Source organism: Mesorhizobium sp. WSM4822 (genome assembly GCF_055811155.1).
The window spans coordinates 116,871-138,189 of the sequence record NZ_JBVVQM010000002.1 but is presented as its reverse complement, the minus strand read 5'-3'; the positions used below and the strand labels follow the sequence as shown (position 1 = coordinate 138,189).

Here is a 21,319-nt window from a genome sequence, read left to right as displayed (position 1 = left end):
CCTATGAAGGTTGTATGTTCAGGCTCGCGCATATTTCCGATGTCCATCTGGGGCCGCTCCCCGATGTATCCTATCGCGATCTCGCCTCCAAGCGCGTGCTCGGCTATGTCAACTGGCAGCGCAACCGCCGCCGCCATATGCATGATGCGGTCATCGACACGATCGTCGCCGACATCAAGGCGAACACGCCTGACCACCTCGCCGTCACCGGCGACCTGGTCAATCTGGCGCTCGACGGCGAGATCGAGATGGCCAGGCACTGGCTGGAGACGCTGGGGCCGGCGCACGATGTTTCGGTCGTTCCGGGCAACCACGACGCCTATGTGCCAGGCGCCTTCGACAAGGTCTGCCGATCCTGGGCGGCGTGGATGAGCGGCGACGGTGTCAACACGCCGGTCGATCGTAACGCATTTCCCTATCTGCGCGTGCGCGGCAACGTCGCGCTGATCGGTGTCTCGACGGCGCGCGCCACGGCACCCTTCATGGCCAATGGTTTCTTCATGGAAGGCCAAGCGAAGCGGCTCGGCAAAATCCTTGGGGATACCGCCGGACAGGGGCTGTTTCGCGCCATCATGATCCATCATCCGCCGGTGCGCGGCGCGGTCCCGCAGCACAAGCGGCTGTTCGGCATCGCCCGCTTCAACAAGATCATTCGCCGCCACGGCGCCGACCTTGTGCTGCACGGCCATTCGCATCTGCCGTCGCTGTTCTTCATAGGCGGTCGCGGCGTCAGGATCCCGGCGGTCGGTGTCGCTGCCGCCGGCCAGGCGCCGGGCGGCAAGAACCCGGCGGCGCAGTATAATCTGTTCGACATTGATGGCGAGAAGGGCAATTGGCGGATCCGGCTGACACGGCGCGGCCTGACCGGGCCGTCCATACCGCCATCCGATCTGCAGACGGTGGAGCTTGGCGCCGAGGCCGCTATGGCCGCAAATTGACAACCATGGCCACGATGCGGTCCCAGAACAGGACGACCGACACCACAAGGCCGACCAGTGCGCCGGCAGCGACCAGGCCAAGCCCGGACAGAAGGGCTGACCAGCGTTTGCCGCGCTCCGTTGCGCGCAGCGGCGGTTCGGCTTCCGGCACATAGGCACGTTTCAGGCCGGCGACGGCGGGTTCGACGCCGCCTTCCAGCATCCTCTGACGCTCGACGATGCGCTCGGCGACATAGCGCGTCACGGAATCGGCCACCGGCTTCATCTCGGTGGATTCGGCAAGCACCACCCGGCCGATACGGGTGTCCTTGAGGAAGCGATAGGTCCGGCGGTCGCGTCCCATGGCGACATGGCTGACGGCGTCGATCCACAGGCGCGGCTGCAAGCCGGACGAGACGACAAAGTCGAAATTGTCCATGTCGGCCGGAACATCGGCAAAAACCGGTGCCAGTTCGGCGGCGAGCAGATCGAGACGCATGCGGTGCGCCTCGCGCATGTCGACGACGACGTCGTCGCGGTCGGCGAAGGCATTTTTGACATCACGGATGGCATCGGACAGTTTCTTGGACTGGTCGATGGTCTTCTCGCCTGCTTCCTTCATCGGCGTCTGCCTCGTAGGTTTGGTTAACACCGGGTTAACACAGCCGCCGGCGAAATGCACTGGCGAGATCGACGGCCCGGGGTGTCCAGGAAGGTTGTCGTGCGCGAAAAAGGTCAGCTGGCTGCGGCGGCGAATTTCTGGCGGTGTGGCCTGGCGCGACGATTGGTGTTGCGGCGAATGATCTCAGCAACAAGGTCGGGGGCTTCCTCAGCCAGCATATGGCCGGCCTCCAGCACGTGGTGCACGTGAAAATGCGCCGGCAGGTCATCCGCCTGGGTAAAGGGCAGCACCGCATCGCTGATTCCCCATGCCACCATCACCGGCATGTTCAGTCCATCGAGGCGATCGTGCGGGATGACGCCTTGCCGACCGTCCACGGTCATGGCGGCTGCGATCTCGACGAGCTTTTCGAGTTGGCCGGGTCGCCTGCGCATTTCCCAAAGGGTGTCCACCGTATGTTCGAGCGGCGGGGCTGAAGGTCCCGACATGACGGCGAGGCAGGAGCGGATCTCGGACCGATCCGCGGCTTCGGCATAGCGGCGCAACAGCGGTCCATTGATTTCGGGGCCAAGGCCGCCCGGCGCCAGAAGCGTCAGCGAGGCTATCTTTTCGGGCTCGGCCAGCGCCATCAGCGCCGCCACGGCACCGCCCATCGAGTGGCCCACGAGATGAACGCGCTTCAGGCGACGCTCCGAGAGATCGGCGAGCACGGCCTTGGCTGCCACCCTGGCGGGACCGGCGGCGGGAAAATCGAGCGACAACCCGTGCCCAGGCAGATCATAGGCCAGCGTATGCGTGGAAGGCGTCAGGGCGGAAATCACCTCGCGCCATACATCATGGCAGCCGCCGAAACCGTGCAGCAGGACGATGGCCTTCGAGCCAACACCCTCTTCGGCGGCAAAAAGTGATGCGGTCATGAAAGCTGATTTTTTGTTATTGCAGAATGCGCGACACCCAATGGTGGCTGAATTGCTCCTAGTCCAACGTGATGACCAGTAAAATTTTCGCGATTTGTACGGTTGTGTACAGAACTTGGCGACCAATCGGCGATCGGAGCGCAGGAAATCCATCGGGACGCGGCACAGCCAGTGCGCGGACGTCGATGGTGTCAGCTTGGGCTGCCGAGCCCGGCAGCGCGGAGTGCCTGGACTAGCCGGTCGGTCAGGTCGGCCGGATATTTCCGCTCGACGAAAGTCGCCCGCGGATCGGCGGCAAATTTGGGGAACTCGGTGGTCAGTTGTTTCAGCAGCGTGCTCACCAGATGATCCTGTCCGGCAGCCTTGGCGCCGATCAGCCGCGCCGCCAGATAGTGTGATTTCGTTGCCGTCGTTCTCAGGGCCATGCTGGCCGCGACTGCCTTGTTCATGTCGCCGAGCATGAACTCACCGACGAACAGCCCGTAATCCCACCATGTCGGGTGCCCGCTGAAGGTCTCCACCGCATGATCGAGGATCGGCGTTCCTTCAGCATATCGTCCGGCGAAGATCAGCCCGTAGCCGTAAGCGGCGGCCATGCCGAGATCGTAGGGGTTGAGTTCATAGGCCTTGCGCATCCAGCGGATCGCTTCGTCCGTATTGCCGAGGCGCGAACTGACATAGCCGTAGGAGCGATGCGCATAAGGGCTGGTCGGACCCATCTGCACGCCGCGATGGGCAAACTCGACGGCTGTCTCAATCGTCGCATTGGGCGGATAGGCGTAATGATCGGACACCGCCTCGAGATGCAGGGAAGCAAGCTCCGAATAGACGAGCGAGGACTTGGTTCCACCATTGGCCAGCTTCTCGAGGCATCGGTAGGCTGCCTCATGGGTCCTGGCGTTCTGGTCGAGGTAATATTTGCCGTTGAGCAGCAGGCATTGCGTCAGACCGTTTGGCGTGCCGGTCTGCTCGATATAGTTGTAGATGGTGCCGGAGGCGGGGAGTGCCGAGCTAAGCATATCGGCGATACGGTCTTCGACCGCTGCAGGTGCGCTGTCGGCGGGGGTGAGATTGCGCGATAGAAGCACCCGTCCGGACGCCATGCTTTGCAGTTCTATGGTGATGTCGCCCGCGTCCGGTCCAGATAGGACGTCGAATATGAAGCTCGTCGCGTCGTCGGCCGGATCGCCGACGGTGTCGCGGCCGATGAAGTCGATCGTATCGAAGCCACTCAGGCCGGCGCGCAGCGATGCGGCGACACGGCTGGCGTCGGGGCCGTCAGCCTTCAGTCCGATATAGACTTGCGGCAGGGCGTCAGCCCTTGCCGATGCCGTGATGCTTGCGGTTGCGCCAGCGATCTCCGTTGCCGAGATGTCGTCGCCTGCCAGCAAGGCAGTGCTGCCCTGGCGAAGGATCAGTACGCCCAGCATGGCGATGACCAGAGCGATCGCCATCCAGAAAAAGCGGAGATGGCGCGCCACCGAGGGAGCCGGCGAAGATGGTACGGAAGCCAGAGACATCGCCTCCAGCATGCCCGTGCCGGCTTCGTTTGACCGATCGGTGGATGCGGCGCCGTCCAGCCTGAGTTCGGGAACAGACTCGGCAATATCGGGCAGGCGGATCGCGTTCAATTCATAGGCAGGAACATAGCCGCCGCGCGGAATGGCGATGCGGACCGGCTCGGCAATTCCCTCATTGGCAAAATAGTGCTGCAGAAGCTCGCGCAGCCTGCCTGCCTGCACACGCACCACGGCATCGGTGGACGGATCGAAGTCGCCGTCCTTGCCGAAAACATCCATGGCAATGGAAAAGCCCTTGAGCCTGTCGGCTTCGCCGGCCTGTTCACGTTCGACAAGATAACGCAGCAGCTTGCGCGCGCGTTCGGATCGGCCGAACGTTTGGCTGGCAAGCAGTCGCTCCAGTGTCTCGCGCACTGCGGGGGCGGCAGGCGTGGCATGCTGCAAGTGTCGATCCTCTCGAAGTCGGCACAGGTTGAGGCGCGATCATATAGGTCCCGCACCACCACACAAGTATACACCCCGTTATGCGATCACGTACCCACTGGATAATTCCGCGGTGGTTAATGGCCCGAAAGATCGGAACCGTCACCAGTTTGGGTGGGTTCCGATCTTTGTTCCCGTCGGGCGTCAGCCGGCTTTTTTACCGACGATACGGTTCGCGGCAGACATCACCGCCTCCAGTGAGGCGGCGACGATGTTGGTGTTGATGCCGGCGCCGAACAGCTTGCCACCGGGATATTCCATCTCGACATACGAAATGGCCGACGCGTTCGAGCCGCGCTGCATCGAGTGCTCGGAATAGTCGAGCACCGACATCTCGACGCCGACATGGCGCGACAGCGCATTGACGAAACCATCGATCGGGCCGGTACCCGTGCCTGTAATCGTCACTTCCTTGCCGTCGTCGAGGATGACCGCCTCGACGACGCGCCGGCCCTTGATCTCGGTGCTGGGATAGGTGTGGTGATCGAGGAATTTCAGCCGCGCGCCGGGCTGGTCGACATAGGTCTCGATAAAGCGCTCGTAGATGCGTCTGGCCGGCACTTCCTTGCCCTCGGCATCGGTGATCGCCTGGATTTCCTGGCTGAACTCGATCTGCAGATTGCGCGGCAGGTTGAGGCCGTAATCGGCCTGCAGCACATAGGCGATGCCGCCCTTGCCGGACTGCGAATTTATGCGGATGATGGCTTCGTAGCTGCGTCCGACATCGGCCGGGTCGATCGGCAGATAGGGCACTTCCCACAGGCTCGTATTGGCCTTCTTCAGCGCCTTCATGCCCTTGTTGATGGCATCCTGGTGCGAACCGGAAAAGGCAGTGTAGACGAGTTCGCCGACATAGGGGTGGCGCTCGGGGATCTTCAACTGGTTCGAGTATTCGTAGACGTCCTTCATCCGGTTGATGTCGGAGCAGTCGATCAACGGATCGACACCTTGCGTGTACATGTTCAGCGCCAGCGTGACGATGTCGACATTGCCGGTGCGCTCGCCATTGCCGAACAGCGTGCCTTCGACACGGTCGGCGCCGGCCATCAGGCCGAGCTCGGTGGTGGCGATGCCGGTGCCGCGGTCATTGTGCGGATGCAGCGAGACCAGCAGGTTTTCCCGGTTGTCGAGGTTGCGGCACATCCACTCGATGCGGTCGGCATAGATGTTGGGGGTCGACATCTCGACCGTCGAGGGCAGGTTGATGATCAGCTTGTTGTCCGCCGTCGGCCTGACGATCTCTGTGACGGCGTTGCAGATCTCCAGCGCCACTTCCAGCTCGGTGCCGGTAAAGCTCTCCGGCGAATACTCGAAACGAAAGCCTCCGCCGGCCTTGGCCGCCATGTCCGTGATCATCTTGGCGGCGTCGGTGGCGATGCGCTTGATGCCGCCGACGTCCTTTTCGAAGACGACGCGACGCTGCAGCTCGCTGGTCGAATTGTAGAAATGGACGATCGGGTTGGTGGCGCCCTTCAGCGCCTCGAAGGTGCGGGTGATCAACTCCGGTCGGCACTGCACCAGCACCTGCAGCGAGACATCGGCTGGCACGTTGCCTTCCTCGATGCACCAGCGGGCAAAGTCGAAATCGGTCTGCGATGCCGACGGGAAGCCGATCTCGATCTCCTTGAAGCCCATGTCGAGCAGCAGGCCGAACATGCGTGCCTTGCGCTCATGGCCCATCGGATCGATCAGCGCCTGGTTGCCGTCGCGCAGGTCGACCGAGCACCAGATCGGCGCCTTGTCGATCACCTTCGAAGGCCAGGTCCGGTCGGTGAGGCCGACGGTCGGATAGGGCTGATATTTGCGAGCCGCGTCGGGCATCCCTTTGGCCGAATCCGTGTCGGCTACCGCGGCATCGGAGCGGATTTCTTCTCGTGCGTTCATCGTCGTTTCTCCCGGCGGCTCATGGATCCACCTTCGGTGGACTGATGGCGAGCGGCGCCTTTACCAGAATTTCGTTCGCTTGATGTGATTGCCAAGGAGCATGCGCTTGCGCGGCGGTTCGACCGCCGGGCGCTCCTTCAGCGAACCCGGCGATCGCCGATAAGGCCGAGAAGAAGCAGGGTCGAAGCCAGCGCGCGCACGGTCTCGCCGGAAAAACCGGTCGGACGGGAAGCGTTGGTGGCGCGCGTGTTCATGGCGGTTCTCTTACAGGAGCGGCTTGTGAGAGGCAAGTGGGGGCCGCGTGGCGGGCCGTGATCTGTCGGATGTTGTCCCGAACATGCGCGCTCTTCCCCACGCGCGGCAAATGCGCCAGACTCGGGCATCGACAGGGTTTCGATGCCCCTGTCGCGGGAGGGGTCGTCCATGAATTTCGTGTTCTTCTCGCCGCATTTTCCCGCCAACGGCGCGGATTTCTGCGACCGCTTGAAGAAGGCCGGGGCCAGGGTGCTCGGTATCGGCGACGCGCCCTATGACGCGCTCGACGCCAAGCTGAAAGCAGCCCTTTCGGAATATTATCGCGTCGCCAACATGGAGGACTACGATCCGGTGTTTCGGGCGATGGGGCATTTCGTCCACAAATGGGGCCGTATCGACCGTTTTGAATCGCTCAACGAACATTGGCTTGAGCTGGAAGCCAACATACGCACCGACTTCAACATCTACGGCACCAAGCTCGATTTCGTGAAGAACCTGAAGCGCAAGAGCCGCATGCGTGCCTTCTTCCGCAAGAGCGGCGTCGACACCATCGCGCAGCGCAAATGCTCCGACCGTGCCGGGGCCATGACTTTCATCCGGCGCGTCGGCTACCCCGTCGTGGTCAAGCCCGACAGCGGTTCCGGCGCATCGAACACCTTCAAGATCTCCAACGCCAAAGAGCTCGACCAGTTCTTCCGGGACAAGCCCGAGGACGTGACCTTCGTCATGGAGCAGTTCATCGAGGGGCTGGTGGTGACCTTCGACGGGCTGGTCAACCGCGACGGCGAGGTGGTGCTGGCGGCCAGCCACCGCTACGACCAGAGCGTCATGGAGGTGGTCAACAAGGACCGCCATATGAGCTACACCTGCTTTCCCAGGATCAGCCCGGCGGTCGAGGAGGCCGGCCGCAAGATCCTGAAAGCATTCGACGTACGCGAACGCTTCTTCCACATCGAGCTGTTCGAGACCAAGGACGACCGGGTCATCGCGCTTGAGGTCAACATGCGCCCGCCCGGCGCCTGGATGACCGATGCGATCAACTACACGTTCGACATCGACGTCTACGCGGCATGGGCCGACATGGTGGTCAGGGATGCCGCCGGCGGCCCTTACGAGGGGAAGTATTTCACCGCCTATGCCAGCCGCAAGCGGCGCCTCCACTATTTGCACAGCCATGAGGACGTGCTAGCCGCGCAGCGCGATAAGATCGTCCACCATCAGGCCATCGAAGAGGTTTTCAGCCGCGCCATGGGAAATTACGCCTACCAGATGCGCTCGAAGGACGAAGCAGCGTTGCGTGCAGCGGTCGCGTACATCCACGCGGAAAAGGCGTAAGGCGATGGACATTTCCTATCACAAGAATTTCTCGAGCCAGCTCGGCCGCGACATGGAATACAAGCGCTACGGCCATGCCGGCCGGCCGGTGGTGGTGTTCCCGACCTCGCAGGGCCGGTTCTACCAGCTCGAGGATTCCGGCGGGGTGGGCGCACTGGCCGAATTCATCGACACCGGCCGCATCCAGCTGTTCACGGTCGACGGCGTCGATTCTGAATCCTTCTTCGACAAGCATGCCGACGCCGCCCACCGCATCGCCCGCCACGAGGCCTATTTCCGCTATGTGCGCGAGGAGGCGCTGCCGGACTTCCTGTCCACAGCCGAGCAGGCCAATGGCGGGCGCAAGCTGAAGCCGCTGTTCTCGGGCTGTTCGATGGGCGGCTATCACTCGTCGAACTTCGTCTTCCGCTTTCCTGAACTCGCCAGCGGCGTCATTGCCCTGTCGGGCGTCTATTCGGCGCGCGACTTCTTCGGCAAAGCGCTCGAGGGCGACATTTTCTACAACTCGCCGCTCGACTATCTGCCCGGCATCGTCGATCCTAAACTGCTGGCCCGGTTGAAGACGCTCAGGCTGATCTTCTGCTGCGGCCAGGGCGCCTGGGAAGAGCGGATGCTGGTCGAGACGCGCAAGTTGGAACAGATCCTGCGCGACAAATCCATTCCCGCCTGGGTCGATTATTGGGGCGGCGATGTCAGCCACGACTGGCCATGGTGGCACAAGCAACTGGTCTATTTCTTCGGCCGTTGGCTGGATGAGGACCTGATGCACAGGCTCGACTGACAGCGGGGCTCGTCCGCTGACAGCTACCCTTCCTGGCCTGCCGGCAGAGCGACGGTCTCGTGTTCCGACGCCGATCCGCGACGCAGGCCAAGGAAGACGACGATGGCGGTCATGACGGTGATTGCCGCCAGCACGATCAGCAGCCTGTCGAACGCCGCCTCGTAGGCCTGGACCAGAACAATGGCTCCAGCCTGGGGCAGATGTTGTGCTGCTTCGCCGAGATTGCCGGTCACCAGCAGTTGGGCTGCCGCTGCTGCCTGCGTCGAAGATGCCGTTCCCTGTGCGGCGAGATGCGCGGCGGTAAAGCCGGAAAGGGTCGCCATGACGATCGCCAGCGCCACGCCCTCGCAAGCGACGCGGGTGGTGTTGAAGATGCCGACCGCCATGCCGGCGCGCTCTCTCGGCACGACACTGACGGCGAGCCCGTCCATCAATCCCCAAGGCAAAGCGATGCCGACGCCGATCAGCATCAGCGGCGCCACCAGCGCACTATCGACCGGTGGTGTCAGGCTTAGCCAGACAAGCCCGGCGGCAGCGACGAGCAGGCCGACGCCGCAGATCGTGGCCGGCGCGATCCAGCGCGCCAGCTGTCCGGCGAGCATCGGCAGGATCAGCAGCGGGCCTGATAGGCAGATCATCAATTGCCCGGCCTTGATCTCGCTCATACCCTCGATGCCGATGAAGCGGATCGGCAACAGGACGAGCAGGACGACGAAGGCGTAAGCGGGTGCCGCAGCCAGAAACTGGACGCCGACGAAGCGGGGATAGGCAAACAGCGTGAGATCGAGCATCGGCCGTTGTGCTCGCCGCTCGACAACGACGAAGGCGACAAAACAGATGGCAGAAGCGGCCAGAAGGGAGACGACGAGGGGATCGGCCCAGCCGCTCTGCGGGGCCTGGAGCACGCCATAGGTCAGCGACGCCAGCGCGATCGTGAAGGTGCCGGCTCCCGCCCAATCTAGGCCCGTCGCATCCGGGTCGCGCGATTCCCTGATGGTGCGCAGGCCGAGCATGGCGGCGGCAATCGCGAGTGCTGCAACCAGAAGAAAGATCGACCGCCAGCCGAATGCAGAGATGAGCAGGCCCGACGCGATTGGGCCGAAGGCGAGGCCGACGCCGAAACTGGTGCCGAGGAAGCTGAAGGCGCGCAGCCGCAACGGCCCTTCGAATTCCTGGGCAAGTGCCGAGGCGCCGCCAGCGAAGGCGGCCGCACTGCCGATACCCTGCGCGGCGCGGAAAATTTCGAACCAGATGATGTCCGGCGCCAGCATCGCGCCCAGCGACGCCAGGACATAGAGGGAGAGGCCGACGAGGAAGAGGCGCTTGCGCCCATGATTGTCGGCCAGAGCGCCCGACGCCATCAGGGTGGCGCCGAAGGTCAGCATGAAGGCGTTTGTCACCCAGTTGAGCTCGATCGGACTGCCGCCGAGATCGGCCGCGATGCGCGACAGAGCGACGGCCGGACCGGTGAAGGTCAAGGGCATCGTCATCGCGGCAAGGCACACGGACAAGAGCACGAGCCATCTCTCGGCAGAGCCGGTTGTGGTCCTGGAAGTCATGGATTTCCCTATCTGAAACAGTACTCGCCGGTGGACCGCGCGATTGCGGAGCCGGTCGTGATGACAAGATAGGTCGTCGGCGTTTCAGGAAAAATGGTGTTATATCTCCTGGCATATCGGACTGAAACGCTCGAATGGAATGACGCAATGGATCGTCTCAACGCGCTCCTGGCCTTCGCCCGCACCGCCGAATTCGGCAGTTTCGTCGCCGCCGGGCGGGCGCTTGGCATCTCGGCTTCCGCTGTGGGCAAAAGTGTCGCCCGGCTCGAGCAGGAACTCGGCGTGCGGCTCCTGCAGCGCAGCACGCGGCGCATTGGCCTGACGGAAGAGGGCAAGCTGTTCAACGAGCGGGTGCGCCGCATCCTCGACGACATCGACGATGCCGAGGCGATGCTGTCGCAGACACGGGAAACACCGCGTGGGCGGCTGCGCATATCCACCCCGATCGTCACCTATCATCTGCTGCTGCCGGTGCTGTCGGAGTTCATGGCACGCTATCCCGAGATCGAGCTCGACATCGATTTCAACGACCGGATCGTCGACGTCATCGACGAGGGTATCGATGTCGCGATCCGCAGCGGCGAACTGCCGGATTCGCGCCTTGTGTCGAGACCCGTTGCGCCCTTTCGCATGCTGCTGTGCGCGGCGCCCTCCTACCTGGACCGCCATGGCGCCCCCAGCGTGCCGGCTGATCTCATCAGACATTTCGGCATAAACTTCCGCTTCCTGAACAGCGGCAGGCTGCTGGAGTGGCCGTTCACTACCGGAAGCGCCGAACCGCAGATCCGCTCGATGCTGACCTGCAACAACATGGAAGCCTTGAAGGGCGCCACGCTCGCCGGCCTCGGCATAGCTTGCATGCCGGATTTCCTGGTGCGCGAGGCGCTGCACGAAGACAGGCTGCGTACCGTCCTCGATGGTCATGTCGACGGCCGTGGCCAGTTCCGGATGCTGTGGCCCTCCAATCGCCATCTGTCGCCGAAGGTGCGCGTCTTCGTTGATTTCCTTCCCGAGCGACTTGCTGCGACAAGCGGCTCGTAGCCAACTCATCGAATAAATATGATTATTATTGTCATGTTTCTGTGGAAACATCGGAGCGGCTGTGGCATGCCGCTGACGGTGAGGGTGCCGCGCGGCGCCTTGCCCGAACCGTTTCGAAGGACTTGAGCGATGGACCAACTTAGCGCGCAAACCCGGATCAGCGACGCGGCGATCAGATCGGTGATGGACCGGCTGCGCGCAGAGCACAGCGAATTCGAGATTGACACTGGCGTTGCCGACCAGTGGGAGCTCCGCCTCTACTACGGCTCGTTGAGCGCTACGCTCGATGATGAAAGCGTGCTGATCCGCGTCGCGGCGACAGACGAAACCTGCCTGTCCTACATGAAGATGACGGTCGCCGGCCATGTCGCCGAACATCTCGGCACGACCAAGGGCATCCATTGGCAAGGCGACGGCAGCGACGCCGGTACTCCGGTCTTCTTCCGCGAGATCACGGTGATGTCGTCGACGCGGATATCGGCGCATATGCAGCGCCTGCGCTTCGCCGGCAAGGATCTCGGCCGGTTTAGCCATGGCGGCCTGCACATGCGGCTGCTGCTGCCGCCGCCTGGCCGCCGGCTGGTTTGGCCGACGATGGGCGCTGACGGCTTGATCGTCTGGCCTTCTGGCGACGATGCGCTTGCCGTGCGGGTCTACACGATCCGGGCGCTGGATGCCGCAAGCGGTTGGCTCGATGTCGATTTCGTGTTGCACCCCGGCCAGAACACGCCCGCCGCCACATTCGCGCAAAACGCACGGGCGGGAGACGTCATCGGCATGATCGGACCCGGCGGCGGCGACGCCCCGGTGGCGCAGACCTTGCTTCTGCTCGGCGACGACACCGCGCTGCCCGCCATCGGCAGGATTTTGGAGCATCTGCCGCCATCAACACGTGCCGAGGCGCTGATCGAGGTCGATAGCCCGGATGACCGAATGGCGCTGGCGCAAGGGGACAATATCGACATCACCTGGCTTTACCGGCGCGGCCTCGAGGCCGGCACCGCAGGCCTATTGTCGACCGCCTTGCGTGAGCGCAATCACATGGCGCTTGCCGACGGCCTGTACGTCTGGGCAAGTTGCGAATTCGGCGATTTCCGGGAGATACGCAAGATCGTGCGCAAGCAGTGGGGCCTGCCGCGCGACCGGCACCTGGTTACGGCCTACTGGCGTCGGGATGCGCATAGCGTGGGCGAGGGCGGCGAGGACTAGTCGCTGCTTATTGCCTGACGCTTCTGGCCACCAGCCGAGCGACGCTCGGGCCGACCAGCAGCACGATCAGGAAGCGTGCCGATTGCAGGGCCATGACGAAGGAGATGTCGACGTTCTGCGCGGCGGCGGCGATGATGGCGATGCTGTCCATGCCGCCGGGGCTGGTCGCCAGATAGGCGGTCAGCGGATCGATGCCCAGGAGATGGCTGATCAGGAAGGCAAGGCCGCCGCAAAAGGCGATCAGCGCCACGATCGAGGCGATGATCTGCGGCAATGCGCGCGTTGCATGGCGCAGGATCGCCGTTGTGAAGTTCAGGCCGATCGACCAGCCGACCATGGCGTAGCTGACGGCCAGCAGCCATTGCGGCAATTGCATCTCCACGCCCAAGCCAAGATGGACGACGGTGCCGAAGATAAAGGTGCCGAGGAAGAAGGGCGAGGGCAGCCGGAAAATCTTTCCCGACAGGCCGCCAACCAGCGCGATGCCGATGGTGGCGGCGAAGGCCTGGCGGTCGATCGGCGGAAACCAGACGATGGGCGGGATTTCGACGCCCGAGGTGTCGACCCACATCTTGGCAACGAGTGCTGCGGTCATCGAGACGAAGATGACGCGCAGATATTGCATGAAAGCGACGAGACGCTGGTCGGCACCGAAGGCACCGGCCATCAGCACCATGGCGGTGGCCGCACCCGGCGACGAGCCCCAGACGGCGGTGGTGCCGGGCAGGATGCGCCAGCGGCTGATCAGCCAGCCGAGCAGGCTGGAGGCCGTGACGGTGGCCACCACGACGCCGAGAAACAGCGGCCATTCCTGGTAGAAGACCGGAAAGATGTCGGCCGAGATCGAGCTGGCGACGAGACAGCCGACGATCGCCTGGGCGGCGCCGAACAGAAGACGCGGCACACGCACCGTGGCGCCATTGGTGCCGGCGACGATGGCCGCCAGCATCGGTCCGATCAGCAACGCCGCCGGCAGGGTGGCGAGTTCCAGCGCGCCGGCAAACAGCAGGGAAACAACCAGCAGGGCAAGCCACTGCCAGAGCTTGCGCATCCGCGCCATGCGCTCGAGTGTGGGCAGGTCCGGGGATGGCTGCTCGGCCGAGGAATCCATGTTTCGGTCTTAGACTTGAAGCGGGACGATGCGAACCCCCGCTTTGCCGAAAAAGGAAGCTGTGTGACGCGCGAGTCACGCAGTTTACCAAGGTGTCAGAGCTTTCGGATAGGACCGGGATAACGGGCGACAAGATCGTCCATCGTCAGCAAGGTAATCCCCTCAATGGTTGCCTGGGCGACCAGGATTCGATCGAAGGCATCCTTGTGGATCGCCGGAAGTCCGTCGATGGCGAGGGCATGTTCACTGGTGATCGGCAAGTCGTGATAGCCATTGTCGAATAGGCCTCGCCGGAGCAAACGGGGATCGACCTGGAAATCATCCCGTCCCAGTCCTCGTTTGATTGCGATCTCCCAAAGGCTGGCGGGACTGAACAGCAATTCGTTCTCGGGGTCCTCAATCTCGGCGAGAGCCGCAGGTGTTAGCCGATCCGGTTCGCCAGCCGCCCACAGCAGCAAATGGGTGTCGAGTAGCAGTTTCAAGTGTTGACACCGAACAGTTGCTCAATCTCCTCGCCACCCATGCGGTCGAAATCGTCGGGAACGGAAAACTGGCCGGCCATAAAACCGACCCTTCGCGCCTGCGACGAGGCCGGCTGATCGATAGGCACGACTTTCACCAATGGTTTGCCCGCCTTGGCGATGATGAACGGCTCACCTTTGGCAGCTCGGTCAACGAGACGTGAAAGATTGGTCTTCGCATTGTGGATGTTCACGGTCTGCATCGCAGGTTTCTCCGAGTGGACTTAGTCCACAGAACTTAGTCCATTTTCAGAGAATTACAAGTGGAGCGCGATGACTGGCAAAACCCGGGGTCGAAATTGTTCACCTGTCGATATTGCACCTGGAGTGCGAACCCTCGCCTCGGCATCAAGCCGTGGGCGGATCACCCCGTCTTGCCGTCAGCCAGCCCGAAGCCGCCGACGGGGTGGGTTTCGACCTGGAATTCAAAACCGGCGATGAACGGCCGCGCCTTGGCGATCGCCGCCTGGACTTCGGGAAGCTGCAGCGAGGCCTTGTGGCTTTCGGCGTCGGTCCACACTTCGGTGACCCAGATCGCGTCGGCATCGGCGGGGTCGCGCGCGATGATATAGCTCAGGCAGCCCGGCAGGGCGCCTGTACTGTCGCGCAGAAGGTCCATGACCGCGTCACGCTGGCCGCGCGCCGCCCGCATCTTGCCGATCAGTCCGTACATTCCGTTGTCTCCCTTTGAGGTTTTCGACAAGAACATGCAGACCGCCAGTATGCCGGTAGCCGTTCAAGGCATCAACTGGCCGCCATTCACCTCGATCACCTGGCCGGTGATGTAGCCGCTGAGAAGGTCCGAAGAGAGGAACAGATAGGCGCCGACGCAATCCTGCGCCGTGCCGGCGCGTCCCTGCGGAATGGTGGCGACCATGCCCTTCATCTGCTCGTCGGTCGAATAGCGCTCGTGGAACGGGGTGAGAATGGTTCCGGGCGCTACCGCGTTGACGCGGATGCCGAAGCCGATCAGTTCCTTGGCCATGCCGCGCGTCACATTGGAGACGAAGGCCTTGGCTGAGCCGTAAAGCCCGGCGCCGCCGCCGGCGCCGTTGCGCGCGGCGATCGAGGAGGTGTTGACGATGAAGCCGCCCTGTTTCTTCAGCCACGGGATCGCCTTGCGCGAAGCAGTCAGCACCGAGCGCGCATTGAGGTCCATCACAGCGTCGTAATGCGCCTCGGTCTGCTCGGCATAAGGGATGCGGCCAAGCATGCCGCCGGCATTGTTGACCAGCCCGTCGAGGCGGCCGAAATATTGCGCGCTGTCCTCGACGACGCGCTCGACATCGGCGGCAACGGAAAAATCGCCCTGAACGAGAAACACCTCGCCGCCCTTGTCGGCAATCGTCAGGCCGAGCTTCTCGGCGGCGTCTTGACTCGAATTGTAGTGCAGCGCCACCTTGCATTTCTGCGCTGCATAGGCCAGCGCGAGCGCCGCTCCGATGCCGGTCGACGCACCGGTGACCAGCACTGCCTTGCCGGCAAGATCGGGTATGCTGAGTGTGGTGGCTGGCACGGTTCTTCCTCCGGGAGGTCTGCCTGTCCTTCGTAGGCCCTTGCCACCCCGGTGTTCAAGCCTTTGAGCAATTCAAGGAAACGTGTGGAGCGGTTTCCCGGCAAAGCGAGTAGCGCTTTCCCTCGGGGGATTTGCGCCAAACAAACCGCTCTACGGATGCAGATAGGCGTAACCCTGGCCTTGCAGTTCGGCGAGTTTGACGACGCCGCCCTTGTCGGCGGCATGAAACCCGGCGAGCAGGTCGGGGAGCGAAATATCCATGCCTTGCATGGTGTTGGCGCAGGCATGGGGTTCCAGCCCCTGCCGCACCAGGCCGGCGAAGCGCCCGGAAATCGCGGCCGATATGCCTTTCGACTTGAAGGCCGCGAGCGCGGGACCATGCACGACCAGCACGATGTCGACATTGCCGCCGGTGCCCTCATAGTGGTTCTTGATGTTGCCGAGCACGAAATTGACCTTGTCGGTGTCGCTCAAGTGGTAGGCGACTTTTTGCCTTGCGGGCTCGGTGGCGGCTGCCTGTGCTGCCCGCAAACCGAGAAGCGTTCCGGTTCCGGCAAGAACCGCGCGGAACATATCGCGCCGACGCATGGAATCCTCCTCCGCTTGGCGGCCCGCCGCGAATTGCGTGGCTGCGGCCGCAATACTAGCATAAATTGACGTTGCGTCCTGTCGATGCGGAGGAGAGATCACATGGCGTTCAGGGCAGGGGAATGGAAGACAGTCGCCGGCGCCGGGTTTGGCGCGGCGCTGCTTGGCTTGCTTGCCGGATCGGCCTCCGCCGACGATGCGCTGAAGCTCACCGAACTCAGTCCGAACGGCGCTGATGCCTGTTTCGGCCGCGTCTATGATGCGGGGCATCTCAAGGCGCACCCGAAGCAGAAGGTGACGCGGATCTTCTTCTACTACGGCCATGATCCGGTCAGCCGGCCGAACGAGGAACCGACCGTGAATTCCGACACGTCCTACAATGCCTTCATCGCCACCACCGTGCGCGGCGCCAAGTCGCCGGAATGGGCCGGCGGCTGGTGCAATCATGCGTCCGAGGACGGCAAGACAGGCCCGGTTCATTGCGGCATGGAATGCGACCGGACGCTTGCGTCGCTGAAGGTCGACGACAAGGGCCGGCTGTTCCTCTCGGATCTGCAGCCCGACATCTATCTCGATGCCGGTTCGGAAGAAGAGCTTGGCGCTGCGGAATATAGCAGGCAGGCACTCGGCAAGGATGACGACAATTTTCGCCTCGACCCGATCCCAGCGGCGACCTGCAAGGCGGAGTTCGCGCGCATCGATCCGGTCGACCCGGCGCTAGGCCCGCCGCTGCGCGAGCGGCTGAAGCCGGACCAGGCCTTCTGCTATGGGCGCGACTACGATGCGGCGCATCTCGGCTCGCACCCCGATCAACTCACCCAGTCGATCCGGGTTTTCCGCGGCAAGGTAGAGCTGGCGTCCTTCGCCTCGGGTGGCGACGCCGCCAACTGGCCAGACGGCGCCGACATTGCCGTTACCGTCACCACACGGCAGAAATCGGCTGAGGTTACGCAGACCTATTCCTGCCAGGGCGAAGCCGACCAGTGGCGCTGCGCGGCCAGTTCGAAGATGAGCGATTCTTCCTGCGACATCGCGCAGAAGGAGATTTTCCTCAAGCGTGGCCTCAATGGCACGATGATGCTGGCAAATCCCAACAGCGCGCTCGCGATCGTCGACCTGTGTTCGAAGGCCGCCGATGGCAAGACGAAATCCGACGACAAGGTCTATCGGCTGCAGCCGATGCCGCAATCGGCCTGCTCGCCTTGAGCTTCAATGGAGGGCGCGAATGGATAAGGCAAAAGTCTTTTGGTCTGGCGGATCGCAAGCAGTACGCATGCCGAAGAAATACCGTTTCGATACCGGCGAGATTTCAATCCGTCGCGAGGGCCGAGCGGTCGTTCTCGAACCGCTTGCGCAGGATTGGGTCTGGCTCGACAGTTTGACCGGGCCACTTGACGACGATTTTGTTGAGGCAGCTTTGGAAGGCCGATAGAGACTGGCGGCGCAGACCATAGGATCCATGCGTGACATCTGAGCGCTGCTGCGGTGCAGAATTCTGTTCCGCTGCACTCTACGGACAAGGTCGCGGCATGGATCCTCGGGTCTCCGCGACGGAGCTTCGCTCCTGCTTCGCCCGTGGATGACGAAGTCGAGAAGCTTCGGTTAATTTTCCCAAGTCGCTACAGGAAATCGCCTCAGGCAAACGGCACGGCGGTTGTGCCCTTCGGCAGCTTGGCCTCGTCGTCGGGCTCGACATGGATGGTGACGCGCACCGAGGGGATTTCGGCTTTCAGCGCGTCCTCGATGCGGTCGCAGATGACATGGCTGGCGCCGACCGACATGTCTGCGTCGACGACCAGATGAAACTCGATGAAGGTGGCGCGGCCGGCGATGCGCGTCTTGAGGTCGTGAACCTCCAGCGCGCCCTTGCAATTGGCCGAGATGACGTCACGGATGCGCATGTGTTCCTGGGTGTCGACGGCGCGGTCCATCAGGCCGTTCATCGACGAGCCTATGACATGCCAGCCCTGCCACAGGATGTTCAAAGCCACGAGGACGGCAAGTGCGGGGTCAAGGATCTGCCAGCCGGTCAGGATCGCTCCGACCAGGCCGCCGAAGACGCCGATCGAGGTGACCACGTCGGTCATGATGTGGTTGCCGTCGGCGACCAGTGCCGGTGATTTCTCCGCCCTGCCGGCGCGGATCAACGTCCAGGCCCAGAAGGCGTTGATGACCGTAGCGACGCCGTTGACGGCAAGACCTTCCCAGGGCTGTTCGAGCGGTGCCGGGGTCTGCCAGTGGCGCCAGACCTCGTTGAGGATCAAAAGGGCGGCGAGCACGATCAGCACGCCTTCCAGCACCGCCGAGAAATACTCGGCCTTGTGATGGCCGAAAGGGTGGTCCTGGTCGGCCGGCTTGTGGCTGACCTGGATCGCCCAGAAGGCTGCAACCGAGGCAATGACGTTGACGATCGATTCCAAGGCGTCCGAGTAGAGCGCCACCGAGCCGGTGACGTACCAGGCGGCAGCCTTCAGCGCGAGCACGACAAAAGCGACGATAATCGACCAGAAGGCGAGATTGGCGATTTTGCGCTTCGCGGCCGCCTTGGCCGCGATCGCCATCGTGTTCTCGGCTTCAGCCATGATCGTCAGGCGGCCTTTTCCTTGGCCTTGCGGGGCAGGTGGGCGACGATGTTCTCGATGATGCGCATGCCAGCATTGTGGCCGAGCGTCATGATCGATTCCGGGTGGAACTGTACCGCGGCGATCGGCTCCTTGCGGTGTTCGAAGGCCATGATGATGCCGTCCTCGGTCTCCGCCGTGACGATGAAATCGTCGGGCAGGCGCACCGGATCGGCAAAGATCGAGTGGTAGCGGCCGACGGTCACTTCCTTGGGCAGGCCCGAGAAGATGATGCCGGGCTTGGAGACCCGGATGCGCGACGGCTTGCCGTGCATCGGTATGTGCAGCTGCCGCAGTTCGCCGCCATAGGCCTCCGCCAATGCCTGCAGGCCAAGGCAGACGCCGAAGATCGGCAGTTCGCGGGCGCGCGCCTTCTTGATGGTTGCGGCGCAATCGAAGTCCTTCGGCGTGCCGGGGCCGGGCGACAGCACGACGAGATCGGGTTTCAGCCGGTCGAAGACTTCCTCAGGCACAGGCGAGCGAACGGTCGAGACGTTGGCGCCGGTCTGGCGGAAATAATTGGCCAGCGTGTGGACGAAACTATCCTCGTGGTCGACCAGCAGGATGTTGACGCCGTCGCCGACGCGCGCGGTCGTGCGCTCGGTGCTGGCGGAATTGCCTGTCTTGGCGTCGCGGATGGCGGAGAGCATGGCGGATGCCTTCAGTTCGGTTTCGGCTTCTTCTTCCTCGGGAATGCTGTCGAACAGCAATGTGGCGCCGGCCCGCACTTCGGCAATGCCGTCCTTGATACGGATGGTGCGGAGCGTCAGGCCGGTGTTCATGTCACCGTTGAAATTGACCATGCCGATCGCACCGCCATACCAGGCGCGCGGGCTCTTCTCGTTCTGTTCGATGAAGCGCATGGCCCACAGTTTCGGCGCGCCGGTGACGGTGACCGCCCAGGCATGCGACAGGAAGGCATCGAAGGCATCCATGCCTTCGCGCAGCCGGCCTTCGATGTGGTCGACCGTGTGGATCAGGCGCGAATACATTTCGATCTGCCGACGGCCGATGACGCGCACCGAACCCGGCTCGCAGACCCGCGACTTGTCGTTGCGATCGACGTCCGAGCACATGGTCAGCTCGGATTCGTCCTTCTTCGAGTTGAGCAGTTTCAGGATCTGCTCTGAGTCGGAAATGGCGTCGTCGCCGCGCTTGATGGTGCCTGAGATCGGGCAGGTCTCGACGCGGCGGCCGTTGACGCGCACGAACATTTCCGGCGAGGCGCCGATCAGATATTCGCCTTCGCCCAGATTGATGAAGAAGGAATAGGGCGACGGATTGATGGCTTTCAGCTTGCGCGAAATCTCGGATGGCTGCGTCTCGCAGCGCTCGTAGAACATCTGGCCGGGCACGACCTCGAACAGGTCGCCGCGCTTGAACGAATCCATCGCCTTGCGCACCAGATTGGCGTATTCGCCCGGTTCATGGTCGCCGCGCGGCGGGATGCGGTCAGGGCTCTTGAACGGCTCGGCGATTTCGTCGCGCGGCAGCCCTTCGGTCGAAAAACCCTCGCCGGCATAGTCATAGCGGTCGGTCCAGGCCTTGGCGGAATAATGGTCGACGACCAGGATCTCGTCGGGCAGGAAAAGCACCAGGTCGCGCTGGCTTGGCATGCGCTCGAGCTTGTAGTCGACCGGGTCGAACTGGAAGGCGAGGTCGTAGCCGAAAGCGCCGTAGAGACCGAGATTGGCGTCTTCCTCGGTCCTGAACAGAGCGGTGATGGCGCGCAGCACCGTGAAGACTGAAGGGACGCGGCTGCGCTCCTCCTCGGTGAAGACACGGCCGGGCTTGGCGACATCGAGGCGGATGAGTGTCTTCGACGTCTCGGCGATGGTGACATCCGCCTGGCTGGCGAGCGCCTTGCCGATGACCGGCAGCAGCGCCTCGCCACGGCGGTTCAGCGCCTCGATGCGCATGGCGCGGCCGCGCGCCGAGACGACCAGCGGCGGATCGATGATGGCGGTGTCCCAGCGCGTGTAGCGGCCGGGATATTCATAATTTGAGGAAAACACCGCACCGCGGCGCGAATTCAGGCCATCGACATAGGCGTCAATCGCACCTGCATAGGGCCGATCGTGGCGCGCGCGCGTGATGGTTATGCCACCCGCGGTCACGAAACTTTCCGCGCCGTTTTCCAGAACCTTCATCGTCATTGCCGTCTCCATCAGCTTCTTGGGCAACGGACCCGGGAATGGCTTGGAAAAAACAAATGGCCGCCCGGACTTTCCGTTGCGGCCACCCTCTCTTTTCACGCGCACGTGTTCGAACAGGCCGCTGTCAGCAGGCCCACCACCAAATGGTCTTGATCGAACGCATGTTCATGGCGAAAATCCATAGCCGCGAAAAACCGGATGCGCAACTGATTTGAAAAGCCTGTCCGGTGGCCGCCGCTTCAGCGTCTCATGGCACATCGCCAGGGCGGACAGTGCCGCTTAG

At 63.0% G+C, this 21,319-nt stretch carries 20 protein-coding genes; 7 read left to right on the top strand and 13 right to left on the bottom strand.

Annotation, left to right across the window (positions count from 1 at the left end; all coding sequences use genetic code 11):
- Positions 1–14 precede the first annotated feature (14 nt).
- The gene (locus AC0L3E_RS05540; RefSeq protein WP_292458860.1) at positions 15–938 is read left to right on the top strand and encodes a metallophosphoesterase family protein; all 924 of its coding nucleotides are present in this window, start codon (positions 15–17) and stop codon (positions 936–938) included.
- On the opposite strand, the gene AC0L3E_RS05535 is transcribed toward AC0L3E_RS05540, so the two are convergent.
- From AC0L3E_RS05535 to leuA, 4 genes are all read right to left on the bottom strand, one after another.
- Positions 922–1,539: a hypothetical protein gene (locus tag AC0L3E_RS05535; protein ID WP_256747458.1), complete on the bottom strand. Its 618-nt coding sequence runs from the start codon at positions 1,537–1,539 to the stop codon at positions 922–924. The genes AC0L3E_RS05540 and AC0L3E_RS05535 overlap by 17 nt on opposite strands.
- Positions 1,540–1,652: 113 nt before the next feature.
- Positions 1,653–2,456 (bottom strand): alpha/beta fold hydrolase, encoded by an 804-nt coding sequence (locus AC0L3E_RS05530; RefSeq protein ID WP_127811348.1) that lies wholly within the window; start codon positions 2,454–2,456, stop codon positions 1,653–1,655.
- A gap of 191 nt (positions 2,457–2,647) precedes the next feature.
- A complete protein-coding gene (locus AC0L3E_RS05525; protein WP_473604409.1) occupies positions 2,648–4,420 on the bottom strand; it encodes a tetratricopeptide repeat protein in 1,773 nt (590 codons plus the stop codon).
- Between the two features lie 183 nt (positions 4,421–4,603).
- Positions 4,604–6,343 (bottom strand): 2-isopropylmalate synthase, encoded by a 1,740-nt coding sequence (gene leuA / locus AC0L3E_RS05520; RefSeq protein WP_127326752.1) that lies wholly within the window; start codon positions 6,341–6,343, stop codon positions 4,604–4,606.
- 423 nt (positions 6,344–6,766) lie between these two features.
- On the opposite strand from leuA, the gene AC0L3E_RS05515 reads away from it, so the two are divergent.
- Both AC0L3E_RS05515 and AC0L3E_RS05510 read left to right on the top strand, forming a co-directional pair.
- Positions 6,767–7,933: an ATP-grasp domain-containing protein gene (locus AC0L3E_RS05515; protein ID WP_127271680.1), complete on the top strand. Its 1,167-nt coding sequence runs from the start codon at positions 6,767–6,769 to the stop codon at positions 7,931–7,933.
- Positions 7,934–7,937: 4 nt separating this feature from the next.
- The gene (locus AC0L3E_RS05510; RefSeq protein WP_292679833.1) at positions 7,938–8,714 is read left to right on the top strand and encodes an esterase family protein; all 777 of its coding nucleotides are present in this window, start codon (positions 7,938–7,940) and stop codon (positions 8,712–8,714) included.
- Positions 8,715–8,737: 23 nt separating this feature from the next.
- On the opposite strand, the gene AC0L3E_RS05505 is transcribed toward AC0L3E_RS05510, so the two are convergent.
- Positions 8,738–10,273 (bottom strand): MFS transporter, encoded by a 1,536-nt coding sequence (locus AC0L3E_RS05505; protein WP_473604408.1) that lies wholly within the window; start codon positions 10,271–10,273, stop codon positions 8,738–8,740.
- A gap of 147 nt (positions 10,274–10,420) precedes the next feature.
- Between AC0L3E_RS05505 and AC0L3E_RS05500 the strand changes: the two genes are divergently transcribed.
- Positions 10,421–11,314 (top strand): LysR family transcriptional regulator, encoded by an 894-nt coding sequence (locus AC0L3E_RS05500; RefSeq protein WP_128308074.1) that lies wholly within the window; start codon positions 10,421–10,423, stop codon positions 11,312–11,314.
- 129 nt (positions 11,315–11,443) lie between these two features.
- Positions 11,444–12,523, top strand: coding sequence for a siderophore-interacting protein (locus AC0L3E_RS05495; RefSeq protein ID WP_128308073.1), 1,080 nt, complete (start codon positions 11,444–11,446; stop codon positions 12,521–12,523).
- Between the two features lie 7 nt (positions 12,524–12,530).
- Here AC0L3E_RS05495 and AC0L3E_RS05490 read toward each other — a convergent pair whose 3' ends face one another.
- The 6 genes from AC0L3E_RS05490 to AC0L3E_RS05465 form a co-directional block, all read right to left on the bottom strand.
- Positions 12,531–13,634: an AbrB family transcriptional regulator gene (locus tag AC0L3E_RS05490; protein WP_127271715.1), complete on the bottom strand. Its 1,104-nt coding sequence runs from the start codon at positions 13,632–13,634 to the stop codon at positions 12,531–12,533.
- A 95-nt stretch (positions 13,635–13,729) separates the two neighbouring features.
- Entirely contained in the window at positions 13,730–14,116 is a 387-nt protein-coding gene (locus AC0L3E_RS05485) for a type II toxin-antitoxin system VapC family toxin (RefSeq protein WP_473604407.1), read from the bottom strand.
- A complete protein-coding gene (locus AC0L3E_RS05480; protein WP_056595839.1) occupies positions 14,113–14,358 on the bottom strand; it encodes a type II toxin-antitoxin system Phd/YefM family antitoxin in 246 nt (81 codons plus the stop codon). Before AC0L3E_RS05480 ends, AC0L3E_RS05485 begins: the two co-directional genes overlap by 4 nt.
- Positions 14,359–14,519: 161 nt before the next feature.
- Complete coding sequence (locus AC0L3E_RS05475) at positions 14,520–14,828, bottom strand: putative quinol monooxygenase (RefSeq protein WP_023809886.1); 309 nt, start codon at positions 14,826–14,828, stop codon at positions 14,520–14,522.
- A 63-nt stretch (positions 14,829–14,891) separates the two neighbouring features.
- Positions 14,892–15,671 (bottom strand): SDR family NAD(P)-dependent oxidoreductase, encoded by a 780-nt coding sequence (locus AC0L3E_RS05470; RefSeq protein WP_127270549.1) that lies wholly within the window; start codon positions 15,669–15,671, stop codon positions 14,892–14,894.
- Positions 15,672–15,821: 150 nt separating this feature from the next.
- Positions 15,822–16,259 (bottom strand): DsrE family protein, encoded by a 438-nt coding sequence (locus tag AC0L3E_RS05465; protein WP_127270547.1) that lies wholly within the window; start codon positions 16,257–16,259, stop codon positions 15,822–15,824.
- Between the two features lie 102 nt (positions 16,260–16,361).
- Here AC0L3E_RS05465 and AC0L3E_RS05460 point away from each other — a divergent pair, with 102 nt between their 5' ends.
- Both AC0L3E_RS05460 and AC0L3E_RS05455 read left to right on the top strand, forming a co-directional pair.
- Positions 16,362–17,465: a hypothetical protein gene (locus tag AC0L3E_RS05460; protein WP_128308072.1), complete on the top strand. Its 1,104-nt coding sequence runs from the start codon at positions 16,362–16,364 to the stop codon at positions 17,463–17,465.
- Between the two features lie 19 nt (positions 17,466–17,484).
- Entirely contained in the window at positions 17,485–17,691 is a 207-nt protein-coding gene (locus AC0L3E_RS05455) for an antitoxin (RefSeq protein WP_032808618.1), read from the top strand.
- A gap of 202 nt (positions 17,692–17,893) precedes the next feature.
- Here the strand turns inward: AC0L3E_RS05455 and AC0L3E_RS05450 are convergent, their stop codons facing one another.
- Entirely contained in the window at positions 17,894–18,841 is a 948-nt protein-coding gene (locus AC0L3E_RS05450) for a cation diffusion facilitator family transporter (protein WP_023809882.1), read from the bottom strand.
- 5 nt (positions 18,842–18,846) lie between these two features.
- A complete protein-coding gene (locus AC0L3E_RS05445) occupies positions 18,847–21,036 on the bottom strand; it encodes an anthranilate synthase (RefSeq protein WP_473604406.1) in 2,190 nt (729 codons plus the stop codon).
- Between the last annotated feature and the right edge of the window lie 283 nt (positions 21,037–21,319).

Bases quoted from the DNA above. Each gene is read 5' to 3' on its own strand.
- AC0L3E_RS05480 (WP_056595839.1), bottom strand. From the start codon at position 14,358: ATGCAGACCGTGAACATCCACAATGCGAAGACCAATCTTTCACGTCTC.
- leuA (WP_127326752.1), bottom strand. From the start codon at position 6,343: ATGAACGCACGAGAAGAAATCCGCTCCGATGCCGCGGTAGCCGACACG.
- AC0L3E_RS05460 (WP_128308072.1), top strand. From the start codon at position 16,362: ATGGCGTTCAGGGCAGGGGAATGGAAGACAGTCGCCGGCGCCGGGTTT.
- AC0L3E_RS05500 (WP_128308074.1), top strand. From the start codon at position 10,421: ATGGATCGTCTCAACGCGCTCCTGGCCTTCGCCCGCACCGCCGAATTC.
- AC0L3E_RS05515 (WP_127271680.1), top strand. From the start codon at position 6,767: ATGAATTTCGTGTTCTTCTCGCCGCATTTTCCCGCCAACGGCGCGGAT.
- AC0L3E_RS05475 (WP_023809886.1), bottom strand. From the start codon at position 14,828: ATGTACGGACTGATCGGCAAGATGCGGGCGGCGCGCGGCCAGCGTGAC.
- AC0L3E_RS05510 (WP_292679833.1), top strand. From the start codon at position 7,938: ATGGACATTTCCTATCACAAGAATTTCTCGAGCCAGCTCGGCCGCGAC.
- AC0L3E_RS05495 (WP_128308073.1), top strand. From the start codon at position 11,444: ATGGACCAACTTAGCGCGCAAACCCGGATCAGCGACGCGGCGATCAGA.
- AC0L3E_RS05465 (WP_127270547.1), bottom strand. From the start codon at position 16,259: ATGCGTCGGCGCGATATGTTCCGCGCGGTTCTTGCCGGAACCGGAACG.
- AC0L3E_RS05530 (WP_127811348.1), bottom strand. From the start codon at position 2,456: ATGACCGCATCACTTTTTGCCGCCGAAGAGGGTGTTGGCTCGAAGGCC.
- AC0L3E_RS05540 (WP_292458860.1), top strand. From the start codon at position 15: ATGTTCAGGCTCGCGCATATTTCCGATGTCCATCTGGGGCCGCTCCCC.
- AC0L3E_RS05535 (WP_256747458.1), bottom strand. From the start codon at position 1,539: ATGAAGGAAGCAGGCGAGAAGACCATCGACCAGTCCAAGAAACTGTCC.
- AC0L3E_RS05505 (WP_473604408.1), bottom strand. From the start codon at position 10,273: ATGACTTCCAGGACCACAACCGGCTCTGCCGAGAGATGGCTCGTGCTC.
- AC0L3E_RS05445 (WP_473604406.1), bottom strand. From the start codon at position 21,036: ATGACGATGAAGGTTCTGGAAAACGGCGCGGAAAGTTTCGTGACCGCG.
- AC0L3E_RS05490 (WP_127271715.1), bottom strand. From the start codon at position 13,634: ATGGATTCCTCGGCCGAGCAGCCATCCCCGGACCTGCCCACACTCGAG.
- AC0L3E_RS05450 (WP_023809882.1), bottom strand. From the start codon at position 18,841: ATGGCTGAAGCCGAGAACACGATGGCGATCGCGGCCAAGGCGGCCGCG.
- AC0L3E_RS05455 (WP_032808618.1), top strand. From the start codon at position 17,485: ATGGATAAGGCAAAAGTCTTTTGGTCTGGCGGATCGCAAGCAGTACGC.